The 16,300-nt window shown below is 70.8% G+C and carries 12 protein-coding genes; 10 read left to right on the top strand and 2 right to left on the bottom strand.

Annotated features, from left to right (window positions below; translation table 11 throughout):
• Positions 1-11: 11 nt before the first annotated feature.
• The 5 genes from DKM19_RS18750 to DKM19_RS18770 all read left to right on the top strand — a co-directional run bounded on the left by DKM19_RS18750 (position 12) and on the right by DKM19_RS18770 (position 6,400).
• Entirely contained in the window at positions 12-3,017 is a 3,006-nt protein-coding gene (locus DKM19_RS18750; RefSeq protein ID WP_162641591.1) for a BTAD domain-containing putative transcriptional regulator, read from the top strand.
• A gap of 79 nt (positions 3,018-3,096) precedes the next feature.
• Positions 3,097-3,291: a hypothetical protein gene (locus tag DKM19_RS18755; RefSeq protein ID WP_110696914.1), complete on the top strand. Its 195-nt coding sequence runs from the start codon at positions 3,097-3,099 to the stop codon at positions 3,289-3,291.
• Positions 3,292-3,361: 70 nt separating this feature from the next.
• Positions 3,362-3,946, top strand: a complete 585-nt coding sequence (locus tag DKM19_RS18760) for a MauE/DoxX family redox-associated membrane protein (RefSeq protein ID WP_110696916.1) — start codon at positions 3,362-3,364, stop codon at positions 3,944-3,946.
• Positions 3,947-3,989: 43 nt separating this feature from the next.
• Positions 3,990-4,505, top strand: coding sequence for a hypothetical protein (locus DKM19_RS18765; protein WP_110696917.1), 516 nt, complete (start codon positions 3,990-3,992; stop codon positions 4,503-4,505).
• 71 nt (positions 4,506-4,576) lie between these two features.
• On the top strand, positions 4,577-6,400 hold the full coding sequence (locus DKM19_RS18770; protein ID WP_239514318.1) for an ABC transporter ATP-binding protein: 1,824 nt from the start codon (positions 4,577-4,579) through the stop codon (positions 6,398-6,400).
• Positions 6,401-6,431: 31 nt separating this feature from the next.
• Here the strand turns inward: DKM19_RS18770 and DKM19_RS18775 are convergent, their stop codons facing one another.
• Positions 6,432-7,445, bottom strand: coding sequence for a LacI family DNA-binding transcriptional regulator (locus DKM19_RS18775; RefSeq protein ID WP_110705797.1), 1,014 nt, complete (start codon positions 7,443-7,445; stop codon positions 6,432-6,434).
• A gap of 540 nt (positions 7,446-7,985) precedes the next feature.
• Between DKM19_RS18775 and DKM19_RS18780 the strand changes: the two genes are divergently transcribed.
• The 5 genes from DKM19_RS18780 (at position 7,986) to DKM19_RS18800 (ending at position 13,907) form a co-directional block, all read left to right on the top strand.
• Complete coding sequence (locus DKM19_RS18780) at positions 7,986-9,425, top strand: glycoside hydrolase family 5 protein (RefSeq protein WP_110696922.1); 1,440 nt, start codon at positions 7,986-7,988, stop codon at positions 9,423-9,425.
• Between the two features lie 279 nt (positions 9,426-9,704).
• Positions 9,705-10,994, top strand: a complete 1,290-nt coding sequence (locus DKM19_RS18785; protein WP_239514319.1) for an extracellular solute-binding protein — start codon at positions 9,705-9,707, stop codon at positions 10,992-10,994.
• A 42-nt stretch (positions 10,995-11,036) separates the two neighbouring features.
• Complete coding sequence (locus DKM19_RS18790; protein WP_110696926.1) at positions 11,037-12,065, top strand: carbohydrate ABC transporter permease; 1,029 nt, start codon at positions 11,037-11,039, stop codon at positions 12,063-12,065.
• A complete protein-coding gene (locus tag DKM19_RS18795) occupies positions 12,062-12,928 on the top strand; it encodes a carbohydrate ABC transporter permease (protein ID WP_110696928.1) in 867 nt (288 codons plus the stop codon). The genes DKM19_RS18790 and DKM19_RS18795 overlap by 4 nt, the downstream gene beginning before the upstream one ends.
• Before the next feature lie 166 nt (positions 12,929-13,094).
• Entirely contained in the window at positions 13,095-13,907 is an 813-nt protein-coding gene (locus DKM19_RS18800) for a hypothetical protein (RefSeq protein WP_110696930.1), read from the top strand.
• A gap of 107 nt (positions 13,908-14,014) precedes the next feature.
• Here DKM19_RS18800 and DKM19_RS18805 read toward each other — a convergent pair whose 3' ends face one another.
• Positions 14,015-16,159 carry a tetratricopeptide repeat protein gene (locus tag DKM19_RS18805; RefSeq protein WP_110696932.1) on the bottom strand — a complete coding sequence of 715 codons (2,145 nt, stop codon included), beginning with the start codon at positions 16,157-16,159 and terminating at the stop codon, positions 14,015-14,017.
• Between the last annotated feature and the right edge of the window lie 141 nt (positions 16,160-16,300).

The following is a 16,300-nucleotide window of genomic DNA, read 5'->3' on the forward strand; positions in this document are numbered from 1 at the left end:
AAGGCAAGACGGTGAGGTTTCGACTCCTCGGCCCGCTGCTGGTCCAGGCCGGTGACTCCCCCGTACGGATCGCGGCACCGAAGCAGCGCACGGTTCTCGCCCTGCTGCTCGCACGCGCCGGCCACATCGTGCCGGTCCGGTCGCTGGTGGCGGAGGTGTGGGACGAGCGACCCCCTCGCTCCGCGGTGGCGAACCTGCGCACCTATCTCATGCAGTTGCGCAAGCTGCTGCCCCCCGCCGACGACCCGGCCGCCGAGCGACTGGTCACCCTGGACGCCGGCTATCTGCTGCGGATCGAGCCGGCCGAGTCCGACCTGTTCGCCTTCGAGGCGCTGTCCGCACGCGGTCGCCAGGCGCTGGCCCGGGGGGACCTCGACACGGCGCGGGACGCCTACACCCGGGCGCTGGCGCTGTGGCGAGGGACGGCGGCCGAGGACGTGCCCACGGGGCCGGCCCTGCGCGAGGTGGTCGCCCGTCTCACCGACCAGTATCTGAGCGCGGTGGAGGAGCACACCGAGATCCAGCTCGCGCAGGGCAGGCCCATGGCGACGATCGGGCGGCTGCGCGAGCTGATCGGGCAGCATCCCCTTCGGGAGCGGTTGCACGGCCAGCTCATGGTGGCCCTGTACCGGTGCGGCGACGTGGTCGGCGCGCTGGACGTGTTCGGCGCGGCCCGCCGGGTCCTGGCCGAGGAGCTCGGACTCGACCCCGGCCCCGAGCTGTGCCGCCTGCACCAGGCGGTCCTGCGCCGGGACGAGGATCTGATGTCGCCGGTGAGGACACGGGCCGGTGAGGACGCCGCGAATGTGCGGGCCGGTGAGGACGCCACGGCTGTGCGGGCCGGTGAGGACACCGCGGCTGTGCGGGCCGGTGACGAACGTCTCCGCCCGCGCCAGCTTCCCCGGGAGCCCGTGGCGTTCGTGGGCCGGTCGGCCGAGCTCACCCGGATGCTCACCGTGCTGTGCGACGGCTCGGAGCCGGGCGCCGGGCCGCGCGTGCTGGCGCTGCACGGCCTGGGCGGGGTCGGCAAGTCGGCGCTGGCGCTGCGGGCGGCGTATGCGGTGATCGACCGCTACTCCGACGGTCAGCTCTACGTCGACCTGCAGGGGTCGAGCCCTGGCCTGTTGCCCCTGCGTCCCGCCGAGGTGCTCGGCCGTTTCCTGAGGGCGCTGGGAGTGCCTCACGGGGAGGTGCCCGCGGCACCGGCGGAGGCGGCCACCCACTACCAGTCGCTACTGGCCGGCCGGCGGGTCCTGGTCGTCCTCGACAACGCCGTCGACGCGGCCCAGGTGGCTCCGTTGCTGCCGGCGGCCGGCGGCTGCGCGGCGCTGGTCACCAGCCGGGCGGCGCTGACCACCATGGACGCCGCGCCGGTCGCCGTCGACGTGTTCGACGAGGCGGACTCGGTGCGGATGCTCACGCTGCTGGCGGGCCGGGCCAGAGTGGACGCCGAGGCCGAGACGGCGGCCGACATCGCGCGCTGGTGCGGCTACCATCCGCTGGCGCTGCGCATCGCCGGCGCCCGTCTCGCCGGTCGTCCCGACTGGTCGCTCACCCGGTTCGGCGAGCGCCTGCGCGACCAGCGGCGACGGCTGGACGAGCTGCGGGCGGCGGACCTGGGCGTCCGATCCTGTTTCGAGGTCGGCTACGCGGCGCTGACGACCGGCTCGGGCCGGGCCACCGACGCCGCCGCACGCGCCTTCCGGCTGTTCGGCGTGCTCGCCGTGCCCGAGGTCAGCGTCGGGCACGTCGCCGCGCTCCTCGACGCCGGCCTGGACGTGGCCGAGGAGGCACTCGATGAGCTGACGGAGGCCCGTCTGATCGAGCCGGTCGGCGACGGGCGGTTCCGCATGCACGACCTGCTGAGGCTGTTCGCGGCGGAGCTGGCCGTCATTCACGACCCGCCGGTCGAGCGCGCGCAGGCCGTCCGGCGCGCGCTCGACCGTTACCTCGATCTCTGCCACCAGGTGAACGATCTGCTCCAGCCACACCTGGGATCCGGCGACGGACACCGGCCGAGCCGGCGGGACACCGGGGTGGCTCTGCACAGCCCCGCCGAGGCGGCGCGGTGGTTCGAAACCGAGATACCGTGCCTGATCGCGGCCGCCGTCCAGGCCGCGGCGGGGGAGCCGGCGGTCGCGTCCTTCGTCACCGATCTGACGCCGCTGGTCAGGGCCCTGGCGACCAAGTTCGGCCACTGGCGGGAGTACGAGACCGTCGCACGGCTCGCCATCGAGGTGGCGCGGAGAGGGGGCGACCGTTCCACGGAGGCGGCGGCGCTCACGATGCTGGGGCTGGTGGAGTGGAGAACCGGCCGGCTCGACGCGGCCCGCGACCGCCTGCACCGCGCGCTGGAACTCCGGCGCGACCTGGGCGACCGGGCGGCCGAGGGGCTCGCGCTGCACAACCTCGGCTGGCTGAGCATGCGCAACGGCGACCTCGATGACGCCCTCGGCGAGATCACCGCGGGCCTGCGGCTGCTCGAAGCGCATGAGTCCAGCCGGGTCGGGATGGTCATGCACAACCTGGGCGAGGTCCTGCTGCGGCTCGGCCGGTTCACCGAGGCGGCGGACTGCCTCCAGCGGTGCCTGGGCATCCGGAGATCGAACGGCGACTCGTTCGGGGAGAGCATCACCCTGGCCGCGCTCGGCCGCGCCTACTGCCTGCTCGACCGCCGGGACGAGGCGCTGGCCACGCTCGGGGAAGCGGTGCGCCACTGCCGCGAGACCGGTAACCGGGAGGATGAGTGGGAGGCGCTGCTCAGCAGGTCGGAGATGTGGCTGAGACGGGGCGACCCGGCCGCCGCCGTCGCCGACCTGGCCCGCGTGCTGGAACTGACGGTCCAGGCCGGCGAGCTCTACGGCCAGGCCGCCGCCACCCGCCAGCTCGCCAGGGCCCGCGCCGCGCTGGGGGACCCCGCAGCGGCGGAGGATTCCCGCCGGGCCGGGGAGCTCTTCGCGTCGCCCGCCCTGCAGCCCGATCCGGTGCTGGAGAGGCTGCTCACCGCTCGGATGTAGCTCCGCTGTATCGGTGGCTGTATGCCCTCAAAATAGCGTTTTGGTCAGACCACATCGCTCTACGGAGGAGTGAAGTCACATGACCGGTGTTCTGGGAATGCTTGGCGACCGGGTGCTGGCGAGGCTGGTGCCGAAGGCGACCGCCAAGGCCGACACCAGCTACTACGCGCACTGCTACTGCAGGGAGCGGAGCAAGTTCAGGAAGCTCTGCTTCGTCGTCGGAGGCACGACCGGCTGCGGAGCCTGCACCGCGTACGCCCTATGCGGTAGCTAGGTGTGACACCGGGCCTGGTAGCGGCTTCGCAGCCAGGCCCGGGCACGGGTGAATGATTCGGCTCGGGCGTGTGCGCGTGCGGGTCTCGTGCGGCGGGACGGTCAAGATGGTCTATCTGATGCTCACGTGCCGGGTGTTGCTGGCCGGGGTCTTTGCGACCGCGCTGGTGGGCAAGGTCCGCGGGCGGGCGGCTCTGGACGAGTTCGTGGCCTCGATCGTGGCGCTCGGCGTGCTTCCGCGACCGGTGTCCGTGGTGGCCGCGTATGCCGTGCTGACCGCGGAGGCCGCGGTGATCCTGCTGCTGGCGCTGCCGTCCGCCCTGTTCCTGGGCTTCGCGGCGGCGACGGTGCTGCTCGCCGTCCTGACCGCCGGCATCTCGGCCGCCATGCGGCGAGGGCGGCGCGCGCCGTGCAGGTGCTTCGGCGCCTCCGCCACTCCGCTCGGCCGGACGCACGTGGTGCGCAATCTCATCCTGATGGCGGTGGGCTGCATCGGTCTCGCGGCCGAGGTCGCGGCCAGGACGACGCCGGCCGGATCTGCGGCGCATCCGGCCGGTGTCGCCCTGGCCGTGGCCACCGCCGCCGTGGGCGTCCTGCTCGTGGTGCGTCTCGACGACCTGACGAGCCTGTTCACCGCCTCCGTATCGCCGCGCTGACGCGAGGGAGCGCGGGCCCGAAGTCCTGAAGTGAGGTTGTCCGATGACTTTCCTGATCGTCGCCGTCGTGCTGGTCGGCGCGCTCTGCATGTTCAACCTTCTGCTCACGTTCGCGGTGCTCCGTCGCCTGCGCGAGCACACCACCGAGCTGGAACGCCTCGCCGGACAGGAGCAGTTCGCCCCGTACGATCCGAGTGTCCTGGTCGGACGCGCGCTGCCCGGGGCCGGGGCGGACGATGCCGACCGGCCACGGCTCGTGGCGTTCTTCGACGTCGACTGCAGTACGTGCCACGAGCGCGCGCCGCAGTTCGTCGCCGCGGCCCGCGACCACGCCGGCGCCGCCCTGGCGGTCATCACCGGTGACGGCCGGAAGGTCGACGACCTCGCCGGCCTGGTCGGAGGCGTGTCGAAGGTCGTCACGGCGGAAGGCGCGGACAGCATGGTGAGGGCGCTCGGCATCGAGGCCTTCCCGACGTTCCTGCGGGTCGGGCCGGACGGCACCGTCGTGGACGCGCAGACGGAACTGGAGATGCTCGCCGGAACGGCCCCGGTGGCGTGACGGCGTCTCCTATTTCTGACGCGGAGCCGAGTGGGGGCCGGCTCCGGCGTCTGTCGCGGCAGGCCGGGGCGGTGGTGTCGCTGTGCTGGCGCGCCGGTCCCGGCCTGGCGCTGTCCCAGCTGGCGGTCACCGTCGTCGGCGGCACGCTGCCCATGGGCGCCGTGTGGATGACGAAGCTTCTCATCGACGAGCTGGCATCCGGGGCTCCGGGCGGGGTGCTGCTGCCGGTCGGTGGCCTCACCGTCATAGGGCTGGCCTCCGGGGTGCTGCCGCATCTCACCGCGTACCAGCAGGCCGAGTCGGAGCGCAGGCTGGACCGCCTGATGCAGGACCGGCTGTACACGGCGGTGAACCGGTTCCAGGGGCTGTCACGTTTTGAGAATCCAGCGTTCCTGGACAGGCTGCGCATGGCGACCCACGCGACGGGGGGTGCGCTGGCGCCTCTCACCTCGGGGCTGTTCGACGTCGGGCGCAACGCCATCACCCTGGCGGGTCTCCTGGTCACCCTGGCCGTGCTGAGCCCGCTCATGGCGGGACTGGTGGCGCTGGCCGCGATCCCCGCCCTGGTCGCGCGGATGGCACTGGAGAAGCGGCGGATGAGGATGTTCGCCGACCAGTCGGCGACGGCCCGGCGGCAGCTCTTCTACTCCTCCCTCATCACCGACGTGCAGGCCGCGAAGGAGGTCCGGCTCTTCGGGCTGGGTGACTTCCTCAAGGCGCGGATGTTCGGGGAGCTGTCCGCGATCCAGGCCGGTGAGCGGCGGCTGGACCGGCGGGAGGCGCTCACGCAGTCGCTGCTCGCGACGCTCTCCGCGGTGGTCAGCGGAGCGGGCCTGGCATGGGCGGTCTACGCCGCCGTGAACGGCCGGCTGACCCTCGGCGACGTGACCGCCTTCGCCGCCGCCGTGGCGGGGACGCAGGGCGCGCTGATCGCGATGGTGGAGAACGCGGCCAACGCCCGCCAGGCGCTGTCGCTGTTCGACCAGCACGAGCAGGTGACCTCGCTACCCGACGACCTGCCGCCGCCGCGCCGCTCCGTGACGGAGACGGAGACGGAGACGGTGACGGCCGTCGCGCTGCCCGCGCTCCGGCGGGGCATCGAGGTGCGCGACGTGTGGTTCCGCTACGACGAGGATCACCCGTGGGTGCTGAGGGGCGTCGACCTGACGATTCCCCACGGTGCGTCGGTCGCGCTGGTGGGACTCAACGGAGCCGGCAAGAGCACCCTGATCAAACTGCTGTGCCGGTTCTACGACCCGTGTCGCGGGACGATCCTCTGGGACGGCGTGGACATCCGCGAGGTGCCGCCGGCCGAGCTGCGCGACCGGATGGGCGTGCTCTTCCAGGACTACATGAGCTATGACCTGACCGCGGCGGAGAACATCGGGGTGGGCGAGATCGGGGTCCTGGCCGACCGCGCCCGGATCCAGGCGGCCGCCGAGATGGCGGACGCCCACGAGATCGTCCAGGCGCTGCCCCGAGGTTATGACACGATGCTCAGCCGGATCTTCTTCGGGCCCGAGGAGGACGATCCGCAGGCGGGAGTGGTGCTCTCGGGAGGCCAGTGGCAGCGTCTGGCCCTGGCCCGTGCCATGCTGCGCGAGCACCGCGACCTGCTCATCCTCGACGAACCCAGCTCGGGCCTGGACGCGCGGGCCGAATACGAGGTGCACCGGCGGCTGCGCGAGCATCGCGCCGGCCGTACCAGCCTGCTCGTGTCGCATCGGCTCGGCGCGGTCCGTGACGCGGACCTGATCGTCGTGCTCGACGAAGGCCGGATCGTCGAGCGGGGGACGCACGACGATCTCACGGCGGCGGGCGGGGGATACGCCGGGTTGTTCGAGATCCAGGCCAGGGGTTACCGAGAGGACGCCGACGTCCGGCGGTCGCCCTGACAGGACGGCGAAGCCACCGGTCGGGGCGGCGTCAGCCTGGCGGAGGACCCGAGCTCTCGCGGACCACGAGGTCGGTCGACAGCTCGACCCTGCGGGGCTCGGGGGTCTCGCCGCGGGAGATGCCCAGCGCCATGCGGGTGGCGAGGAAGGCCATCTCCTCCAGGGGCTGGCGGACCGTGGTGAGCGGCGGCCAGGCGGATTTGGACAGGGGCAGATCGTCGAAGCCGACGACGCTCAGGTCGTCGGGCACGCGGAGCCCGCGCTGCCTCGCGGCCTCGAAGACGCCGAAGGCCTGCATGTCGCAGCCCGCGAAGATGGCGGTGGGACGGTCGGGGAGTGAGAGCAGGGCGTGGCCGTGGTCGTGGCCCGATCCGACGAGGAAGTCGCCGTTCAGGATCAGCGACGGATCGACCTCGACCCCCGCGGTCTCCAGCGCGGCCCGGTAACCGTCTATGCGGGCGCGGCTGCACAGCATGTCGGGCGGTCCGCCGATCATGCCGATCCGGCGGTGGCCGAGTTCCAGGAGATGGCGGGTGGCGGTCAGGCCGCCCTGCCAGTTGGTGGCGCCCACGGAGGCCACGTCGGGGGCGGGCTCGCCATCGGGGTCGATGACCACGAAGGGGATCGAGCGGGCGTTGAGCTGGCCGTACTGCTGGGTGGAGAGCCGGGAGCTGACGATGATCACGCCGTCGGTGCGGCGGGCGGCCAGGCGTTCGAGCCAGTCGCGGCCGGGGCCGGCGTGGGTGTGCAGTACGGAGATCACGATGCTGGCCTCCGCCTCCCTGGCCGCGCTCTCGGCACCGCGGATGAGCTCCATCGCCCACGGGCTCTCCAGCTCGGCGAAGATCAGGTCGATCATGCCCACGGGGCCGTCCGCGCTCGCGGTGCGGCGGATGTAGCCGTGTTCGTGGAGCAGTTGCTCGACCCGCTTGCGGGTCTGGGGCGAGACCTCGGATCTACCGTTGATCACTTTGGAGACCGTGGGAGAGGAGACGCCCGCCTCCTCGGCGATGTGGGCGATCGTCACCCGGCGCTTACCTGACATGCCACGCAGCATATCCGAAAACTTTCGGAGTGTCGCTCGGTGGCTCGCCGCGGAGCACATCCCCTCGTGAGGGCTTCCCTCTCCGGGGTGCAGAAAACTGGAGGGCAATCTATGCCCTCTTCGATCATTGAAACTTTTTGTGATCTTATGAAAGATTCGGGCTGTCATACATAAAGAGGTTGGCCGCGTATGACGGTCAGATCCCGTCCGCACCCCTCCGATGCTTCAGTCTGCCCGATGGGGATTCCCGGGTCCACCGGAGAAGGGGCGGCCGCCGTTTCCGGTCCGGGTACGTGGGGCGGCCTTCGGGCGAACATGAAACTTTCACAGGAACCCCGGGCGGCCCGCGCGGTCGATGTCGTCCCGTAAGGGCCGTTGTCATGGTCCGGCAGTCGCCACCTCACGCCTATTGACGTGGGGTGGAAGACCTATCTAATGTCACGGGCACGAAACATTCGGATTGAGTCCGAAACATTTTTAGCCGTTCGGCGAGCCGTGCTCTCCAGCAGGCGGTTCCCGGCAAGTGGCTGAGGAGATTTGATGCCTGACAACCAGACACCCCTGCGCGTGAACGGATCCCGGCTCGTCGATTCCTCGGGAGATCCGGTGCGGCTGCGCGGGGTGGGCCTCGGGGGCTGGATGAACATGGAGAACTTCATCACCGGCCACCCCGCCAACGAGTCGTCGATGCGCACCGCCGTGGGCGACGTGCTCGGGGAGGAGCGTGCCGCGTTCTTCTTCGACCGGCTGCTGACCTCGTTCTTCGGTCCACAGGACGCCGCTCTGCTCGGCGCGATGGGGGTCAACTGCGTCCGGATCCCGGTGAACTACCGGCACTTCGAGTCCGACGACCGGCCGATGGAGATGCGGGAGGAGGGGTTCCGCCACCTGGACCGGGTCATCGGGCTGCTGGGCGCGCACGGGATCTACAGCGTGATCGACCTGCACGCCCTGCCCGGTTCGCAGAACCAGCACTGGCACTCCGACAACCCCACCCATGTGGCGGCGTTCTGGCAGCACCGGCACTTCCAGGACCGGGTCGTGCACCTGTGGGAGTTCATGGCCGACCGCTACAGGGACAACCCGTGGGTGGCCGGGTACAACCCGGTGAACGAGCCGGGCGACGTGGCCGGCCGGGTCGTCGGGCCGTTCTACGACCGATTGGTCAAGGCGGTCCGCGCCGTCGACCCCGCGCACGTGCTCTTCCTCGACGGCAACACCTACTCCACCGACTTCACGATCTTCCGCGAGGTCTACGAGAACACCGTCTTCGTCTGCCACGACTACGCGCTCGCCGGATTCGCGCACGGCGGGCCGTACCCCGGTTACACCCGCGGGGAGTGGGTCGACCGCGAGCACCTGGAGCGGGCCTTCGACAAGAGGACCCTCTTCCAGCGGGAGACCGGCACGCCGCTGTGGGTGGGGGAGTTCGGGCCCGTCTACACCGGGGACCCGGAGATCGACGCCCAGCGCTACCAGATCCTCCGCGACCAGCTCGCCATCTACGACGCCCACGACGCCGGATGGTCGCTCTGGACCTACAAGGACGTCGGCCTGCAGGGGGTGGTGCACGCCGACCCGGCGGGGCCGTACCTGAGCCGCTTCGGCGCCTTCATCGACAAGAAGCACCGCCTCGGCGCCGACCGGTGGGGCTCGACGATGGAGGAGACGGCCGACGACCTCGCGCCCCTGCACCGGCTGATGGACACCGAGGCCCCCTCCTGGAATCCGTACCCGTGGGGGGCGCGCTACCAGGTCGACGACCTGATCCGGCACATCCTCATCGCGCAGGCGCTCGTCCCCGAGTACGCGGAGCTCTTCCGCGGCCTGTCCGAGGAGGAGCTGGCCGCGCTCGCCGACTCCTTCGCGCTGGCCGGTTGCGTACGGCGGGAGCCGCTGGTCGAACTGCTGACCGCCAGTCTCGCGGGGCAGGCGGGGCAGGTAGGACAGGCGGAACACAGCCCCGGGGCGGCCTCGTGAACGCTCCGCGCAACCGCCTCGTAACAGCTCGACAACGGCCGTTGATCCCGCTGTAAAGCCGCTGTAATCTCACGGCACCAGCAGAAACTATCGGACAATAGGCGAAAGTTTCCAAGCCGGATCTGAGCGGCGATGATCCGTTAGTCAGGCTCCGCGAAGTGAGAGAGCGAGCATCACACGCGTCCGCTCCCGCACCCGGCCGGACGGCCGGAGGCCGACCGGCGCCAATGAGGGTTACCGGAACACCGTGGACATCTCCATCGAAAGGAAGGGATCATCGTGATCTCGTTAGGTCGACGGAGCGTGGCGCTGCTGGCAGCCGCCTCGCTGCTCCTGGGGGGCTGCGCAAGCGAGGGCGGAGGCGGCGACACCGGAAAGGCCGCCTCCAAGACGATCGAGTGGTGGCACATCCAGAACATCGAACCGATGCTGCCCGTGTGGCAGGCGATGGCCACCGAGTACCAGAAGGCGCACCCCGGCATCACCATCAAGGTCACGCCTCTGGAGAACGAGGCGTACAAGGCCAAGCTGACCACGCTCACCCAGTCGGGGTCGATCCCTGACATCTTCAACACCTGGGGCGGTGGCGTGCTGCAGCAGCAGATCGAGGCGGGGCTGGCCAAGGACATCACCGCCGACATCGCCCCCTGGGCCGACACGCTCACGCCGGCCTCCGTGCAGCCCTACCAGTTCGACGGCAAGACCTACGCGGTGCCGTTCGACGTCGGCATGGTGGGCTTCTGGTACAACAAGGCGCTGTTCGCCAAGGCGGGTGTCTCCGAGCCGCCGACCACGTGGACCGGATTCCTCGACACCGTCAAGAAGCTCAAGGCGGCGGGGATCACCCCGATCGCCCTCGGCGGCAAGGACAAGTGGCCGGGCCACTACTACTGGGCCTATCTCGCCATGCGCGTGGCGGGCCTGCCGGCGCTCAAGCAGGCGGGCGCCGACGCCACCTTCACCGCACCCGAGTTCGTCCAGGCCGGCGAGCGTCTCAAGGAGCTCGTCGACCTCGACCCGTTCCAGAAGGGCTTCCTCGGCGCCGGGTACGGCACGCCCGACGGGCAGGCCGCGCTGATGGGCAGCGGGAAGGCCGCCATGGAACTGATGGGTCAGTGGGCGCCGACGGTCCAGCGCGACTCGTCGGGCACCCCCGACGGCATCGGCGACGACCTGGCATTCTTCCCCTTCCCCGCGGTCGAGGGCGGCAAGGGCGACGCGACGGACGCCTTCGGAGGCGGCGGCGGGTTCGCCGTCGGCAAGGACGCGCCGCCCGAGGCGATCGACTTCCTGAAGTTCATCTCCAACCTCGACAACCAGCGCAGGGCGGTGGCGACGGGGGCGTTCCTTCCGGTCGTCAAGGGAGCGGAGGACGCCATCAAGGACGCGAAGCTCGCCTCGGTGTCCGCGACCCTCGGGAAGGCGGCCGGATTCCAGCTCTATCTCGACCAGGCCTACGCGCCCGCCGTCGGACAGCAGGTGAACGACAGCGTGGCCGAGCTCATCGCCGGGACGCTGGGAGCCAAGGAGGTCACCGAGGCCATCACCGAGACGGCGAAGAACGAGTGACGAGAAACCCGGCGGAGAACGAGTAGAGGACGAGCGCGAACGATGAGTGCACCGAAAGGCGTGTCCGAGCTTTCCGTCCCGGCCGATGAGCGGCCGAAAGACGCGGCGGCGTCCCGCGCGGCCACGAAGGAGGCGGGCACGCCCGATCGGGGCCGGCGGCGCGAGCGGCGTCGCGGCTGGGTGACGATCACACTGTTCCTGCTCCCGGCGATGGTGCTGTTCTTCCTGCTGGTCCTCGTGCCGATCGTCATCGCGATCTACACCAGCCTGTTCAAGTGGAACGGCCTGGGCGGCCCGCCGACCAACTTCGTGGGGCTGGACAACTTCGTCCGGCTGTTCGAGGACAAGATCTTCCTCGGCGACCTGCAACGCGGCCTGATCCTGATCGTCCTCTCCCTGGTGATCCAGCTGCCGCTGGCCCTCGCCATCGCGATGCTGCTCAACCAGCGGATGCGCGGCCGGGCGCTGTACCGGGTCGTGTTCTTCGTGCCATACGTCCTCTCCGAGGTCATCACCGGCGTCCTGTTCACGATGGTCTTCTCGCCCACCCGGGGCCTGGCGAACCACGTCCTGGACCTGGTCGGGCTGGGCAATCTGGCGACGACCTGGCTCGCGGACCCGTCGATGGTCCTGTACTCGCTGTTCCTCGTCATGACCTGGAAGTACTTCGGCTTCCACATGATCCTTTATCTGGCGGGGCGGCAGGGCATCCCCAGGGAGCTGACCGAGGCGGCCGAGATCGACGGGGCCGGCGGCTGGAAGGCGTTCTGGTACATCACCCTGCCGCTGCTCGGGCCGACGATCCGCATCAGCGCCTTCCTGGCCGTCATCGGGGCGGTCCAGCTGTTCGACCTGGTGTGGGTGCTCACCGAGGGAGGGCCCATCCACGGCTCCGAGACCATGGCCGTGACGATGTTCCAGCAGGGCTTCAAGCGCTACCAGGTCGGCTACGCCAATGCGATCAGTGTGGCGATGTTCCTCATCAGCCTCGTCTTCGCGCTGGCTTACCAGCGATACGTCCTGCGCCGTGACACCGAAGGAGCGATCACCGTTATGCGAGACCAGCGATGACCGGGCGGAGCGCTCGCGCGACGGCGCCCGGCCGGCGGCCGGGCGCGCGGCTCCGGACCCTCCTCCTGCACGCGACCGTCATCGTGCTCGGGGCGTTCATCGTCGTGCCGATCGTCTACGGAGTGCTCGGCGGCTTCAAGGACAACGCCCAACTGGCGACCAGCCCCTTCGGGCTGCCCTCACCGTGGGTCTTCTCGAACTACGCCGACCTCTTGGCCTCCGCGTCCTTCTGGCGTCCGCTCGGCAACAGCGTGCTCATCGGGGTGGCCACGACGCTCCTCGTCGTCGTCGTCTCGGCGCTGGCGGCGTTCGTCTTCGCCCGGTTCGCCTTCAGGGGAAGGGAGCTGATCTTCACGCTCTTCTCCGTCGGGCTGATGTTCCCCTTCGCGGTGGCGATCCTGCCCCTGTTCATCCTGCTGCGGACCTTCGGCCTGCTGGACAACCCCCTCGGCGTGATCCTGCCCCAGGCCGCCTTCGGCCTGCCGGTGACGATCATCGTCCTGCGCACCTTCTTCAGGAACATCCCGAGGGAGATCGAGGAGGCGGCGACGCTCGACGGGTGCACCGCCTACGGGTTCTTCTGGCGGATCCTCCTGCCGATGGCCCGGCCGGCGCTCGCCACGGTGTCCGTGCTCGCGATCGTGGCCAGCTGGAACAACTTCATGCTGCCGCTGGTCGTCTTCAACGACCCCAACTGGTGGACCATCCCGGTCGGGCTCCAGCAGTTCCAGGGCCAGTACTCCACCGACACGGCGCGCGTCCTGGCCTACGTCGTCCTCGCGATGCTGCCCGCCCTCGGGTTCTACTCCATAGCCGAGAAGCACCTCATCGGCGGCCTCACGGCCGGGGCGACGAAGGGCTGACCTGCCCGCCCTACCCAGGGACCTGGCCTGCTTCCCTCCGGCCCCATCTCTGGAGACGGCGAAGGACCGACCTGCCGGCCTCCCTCAGGGGTAGTTCTTTATTTGCCACAAGTTAGAGGGGATTATTTATATATAGTTTTGTACAGTCCGCGAGGGGAGAGCCGGCATGGCAGGGGATGAGATCGCATGGCTGCGTGCCCGGCGGGCGGAGATGACCGGCACCGATCGTGAGCCCGAATGGCGCCGGGACCTCGTTGACGCGATCCTGCGGCGGTGCACGGGCGACGACGTCCCCGGTGGCGTGAGCCGGGCGGATCTCGACGAGGCGGCCGACCATGCGGGCTGGCTCCTCGCCCATGACTGCGGCCAGTGGTCCTTCTCCCTGGTGGGCCGGGCGCACGAGGTGCGCTGGGAGGCCTTCGGCGATCCCGCCGACCGGGACGTCGCCATCACCATGCTCTCCGAGGCCGACGACCTCCGTTCGGAGAACGCCTGGTTCAGCGCGGCCGATCACGCGGCCCTCGGCGAACTGCTGCTGAGCCGGCACGCGGACCGCGGAGTGCCCTACGACCTGGATCTCGCGATCGACCGGCTGCGGGCCGCCCTCGACGGGTGCGACGACGACGAGCGGGCCGCCCTGTATCTGCGCTACCGGCTCGGCACGGCGCTGGCCCTGCGCGCCGGCCGCCGGAGCACCGCTGGCACCGACCGTCGTGACGCCGCGAACCTGCTCGCGCGGGCACTTCCGCATCTCCCCGAGGGCGATCCGGCCACGCAGGAGACCGCGCTCACCCTGGGAAGGCTTCTCCAGGGGATGGAGGTCGACGACGGCGGTGCCGGCGACCGCGACGAGACCGTCGAATGGACCCGCCGGGTGCTCGGCGAGCACGGACTCGCCATCCTGCGGGCATACTCCGCCGAGCCGGTCGTTTGGACCGTTCCAGAGGATCCGCTCCATCCGTCGGGAGAATCCCAGTGACCGGTTTTCAGCCCCGCTGACCTGCTCCCGGATGCGGTGGCGACCAGGAGCTCCGGGTTGTGACGGGCATGCTCAGCCGTCTTCCCGAAGAGGGTCCTTCAGCATGCTCAGCCGTTCTCCCAGAGGCGGTCCTCCGGCGTGATCGGAGGTGACCCTCCCACGCGGATCGCCACGGATCTCGCCGCGGCCAGGAGGGGATATCCGTCGCCCAGGGGCGCGCGGCCGTGAGCCAGTGGGCGACGGTCGAGCAGCGGCGCGAGCAGCGAGGAGACCTCTTCCACCCGGCCCGCGCCCACCCGCAGGAGCGCGAGGTCCAGCCGTCCGGCCAGGACGAGGGGATGGCAGGCGTCCAAGGACTCACCGCCCATCGACAGGAGCGCGGCGCTCGCGGCCTCCGCCTCGCCGTCGCGCCCCAGCGCGTGCGCGGTCCTGGCGGTCAGGAGCAACCTCTCCGCCTGGCCGGGGAAGTCGTCACCGTGGTCGCGTTCGTCCTTCGCGAGGGCCGCGAGCGTCCGCGCGGCGGCGGGCGCGTCGCCGAGGGCCAGCTGGGCGGCGGCCTGGGCGCGTCGTACCGCCCGGTCGGGGGGCAGCGCCCGAAGGCCGGCGAGTGCCTGGGCCGGCTCTCCTGCCGCGGTGAGCGCCAGGCAGCGGACCAGCGACGCCTCGGCGTGGAGCCGCGGGGAGACCTGTCGCGCGAACCACTCGCCGGTGACGGCGACATCGGTGAGCAGCCGTACGGCCTGCGCGGGGAACCCCGCCGCCAGCTCGATCTCCGCCAGGCGCACGGTGTCGTACTGGGGCCAGTAGCCCTCTGGAGTCAGCTGCTGCGCGCGGAGCCGGAGCGCCTCGGTCAGGTGGTGCCGCGCCTGCGCCGGGTGGCCCGCGGCGAGCAGGGCCTCGGCGAACGTCACCCTGGCCGAGGCCGTGTTGACGCTGTCCCGGCCGAGACGTTCTTCCCGATCGGCCAGCACCGCCTCGGCGAGGGTCACGCCGGTGACCGTCCGCCCCGCCCTGGAGGCGGCCCTGGCCATCGCCTGCCGGGTGAGGGTGAGGCGCCGCCAGGCCGGGGCGGTTCCCGTCGCGGGGATGTCCCCGGCCTGCTCGGCGTACAGGTCTTCGAGCCTGCGCAACCCCTCACTCGGACGGCCGGTCTCCACCAGCACCTCGGCCAGGTTGTGCTCGGCCCGCGAACCGCAGGACTTCGCGTCGGCGGGCACGGGAAGCTCGCCCGCGACCCGCAGGGAGTGCTCGAAGCAGGCTCTCGCGGCCGGTAGGTCACCCAGGCGCAGCCACGCGAGGCCCTGCCTGCCGGTCACGTCGCACAGGGCCCGCAACTCGGAGGGATCGTCGGCCAGCAGACCCGCGAGCTCCCCGCCGACCTCCGCCGCCCGCGCGAGCAGGGGGCTGTCCAGCAGGACCTGGAGGACCACGTCGAGGGCGCGAGTCCGGGCACGGCCGTCGGCTCCGATCCGTCGGGCGAGCTCGGCGGCCTGCTCGGCCGTGCGCAGCCGTTCGGCCCATTCTCCGGCGAGCGGGACGAGGTCGCGGGCGAACCAGTGCGCTCCGAGCGCTGCCGCCTGATGGTCGGCCGGGCCCTCGGGATCGTCGACCATCGAGCGGAAGGCCAGCTCCGACAGGCGCTCGGCGCTCGCCCCGGCCCAGCCGTCTGGGGGAACGCCGACCGTGAGCGCGGCGCGTTCCAGCCGGGGAGCCAGGTAGCGCGCGTACGCGGTGACGCGGCCGTCCCACCCGGCGGCGGCCGTGGCGCCGTAGACCTCCGTCATCTCCCACACCGGCTGGCTCTGTCCCGCGGACAGGCGTTTCTCCGACGTCGAGATGTCCCCGATCCCCAGGCGCACCTGGTTGAGCATGAAGCGCTCCACCTGGTGGAAGCGGGCCACCCTGCGCAGCGCCCCGGTGACCAGGTTCTGGGCGTCGAGCAGGGAGCGCGGCGGCTCGCCACCGTCGGCGGTGCCGGTTCCGTCGGTGGCGTCGACGGTGGCAGCGGGTCCGGCGTCGTCGGCGGTGAACTCGTCGAAGGCGTGCTTGACCGCCAGGGCCACGAGCACGCGCCGGCTCCTGACCTCGTTGTACAGCCAGACGGCGCTGCGTCCCCTGTCGCGTTCGCCGCCCCGTGGCAGCCGTACGCGCTCCGCGACGTCCTCGGCTCTCACCTGGTGGTAGCCCCCGTGGCGGAAGGCGTCGGCCGAAGCCGCCGCGATGGCGGCGAGCCTGCGTTCCTGCGCCGACACCTTTTCACCCCTCTGATTCACGGCATATGAATATATTTCACTATGGTTTTGCGCAGCCTAGGGGGAGGAGTTGGCTATCGCAAGGGATGTTCGGCTCACGCTTTCGCGGAGGTGTCAGGCGGGGCGGCGTCACGAGCCGCC

The sequence above is a fragment of the Streptosporangium sp. 'caverna' genome, from assembly GCF_003203775.1.
Classification (GTDB): Bacteria; Actinomycetota; Actinomycetes; order Streptosporangiales; family Streptosporangiaceae; genus Streptosporangium; species Streptosporangium subroseum.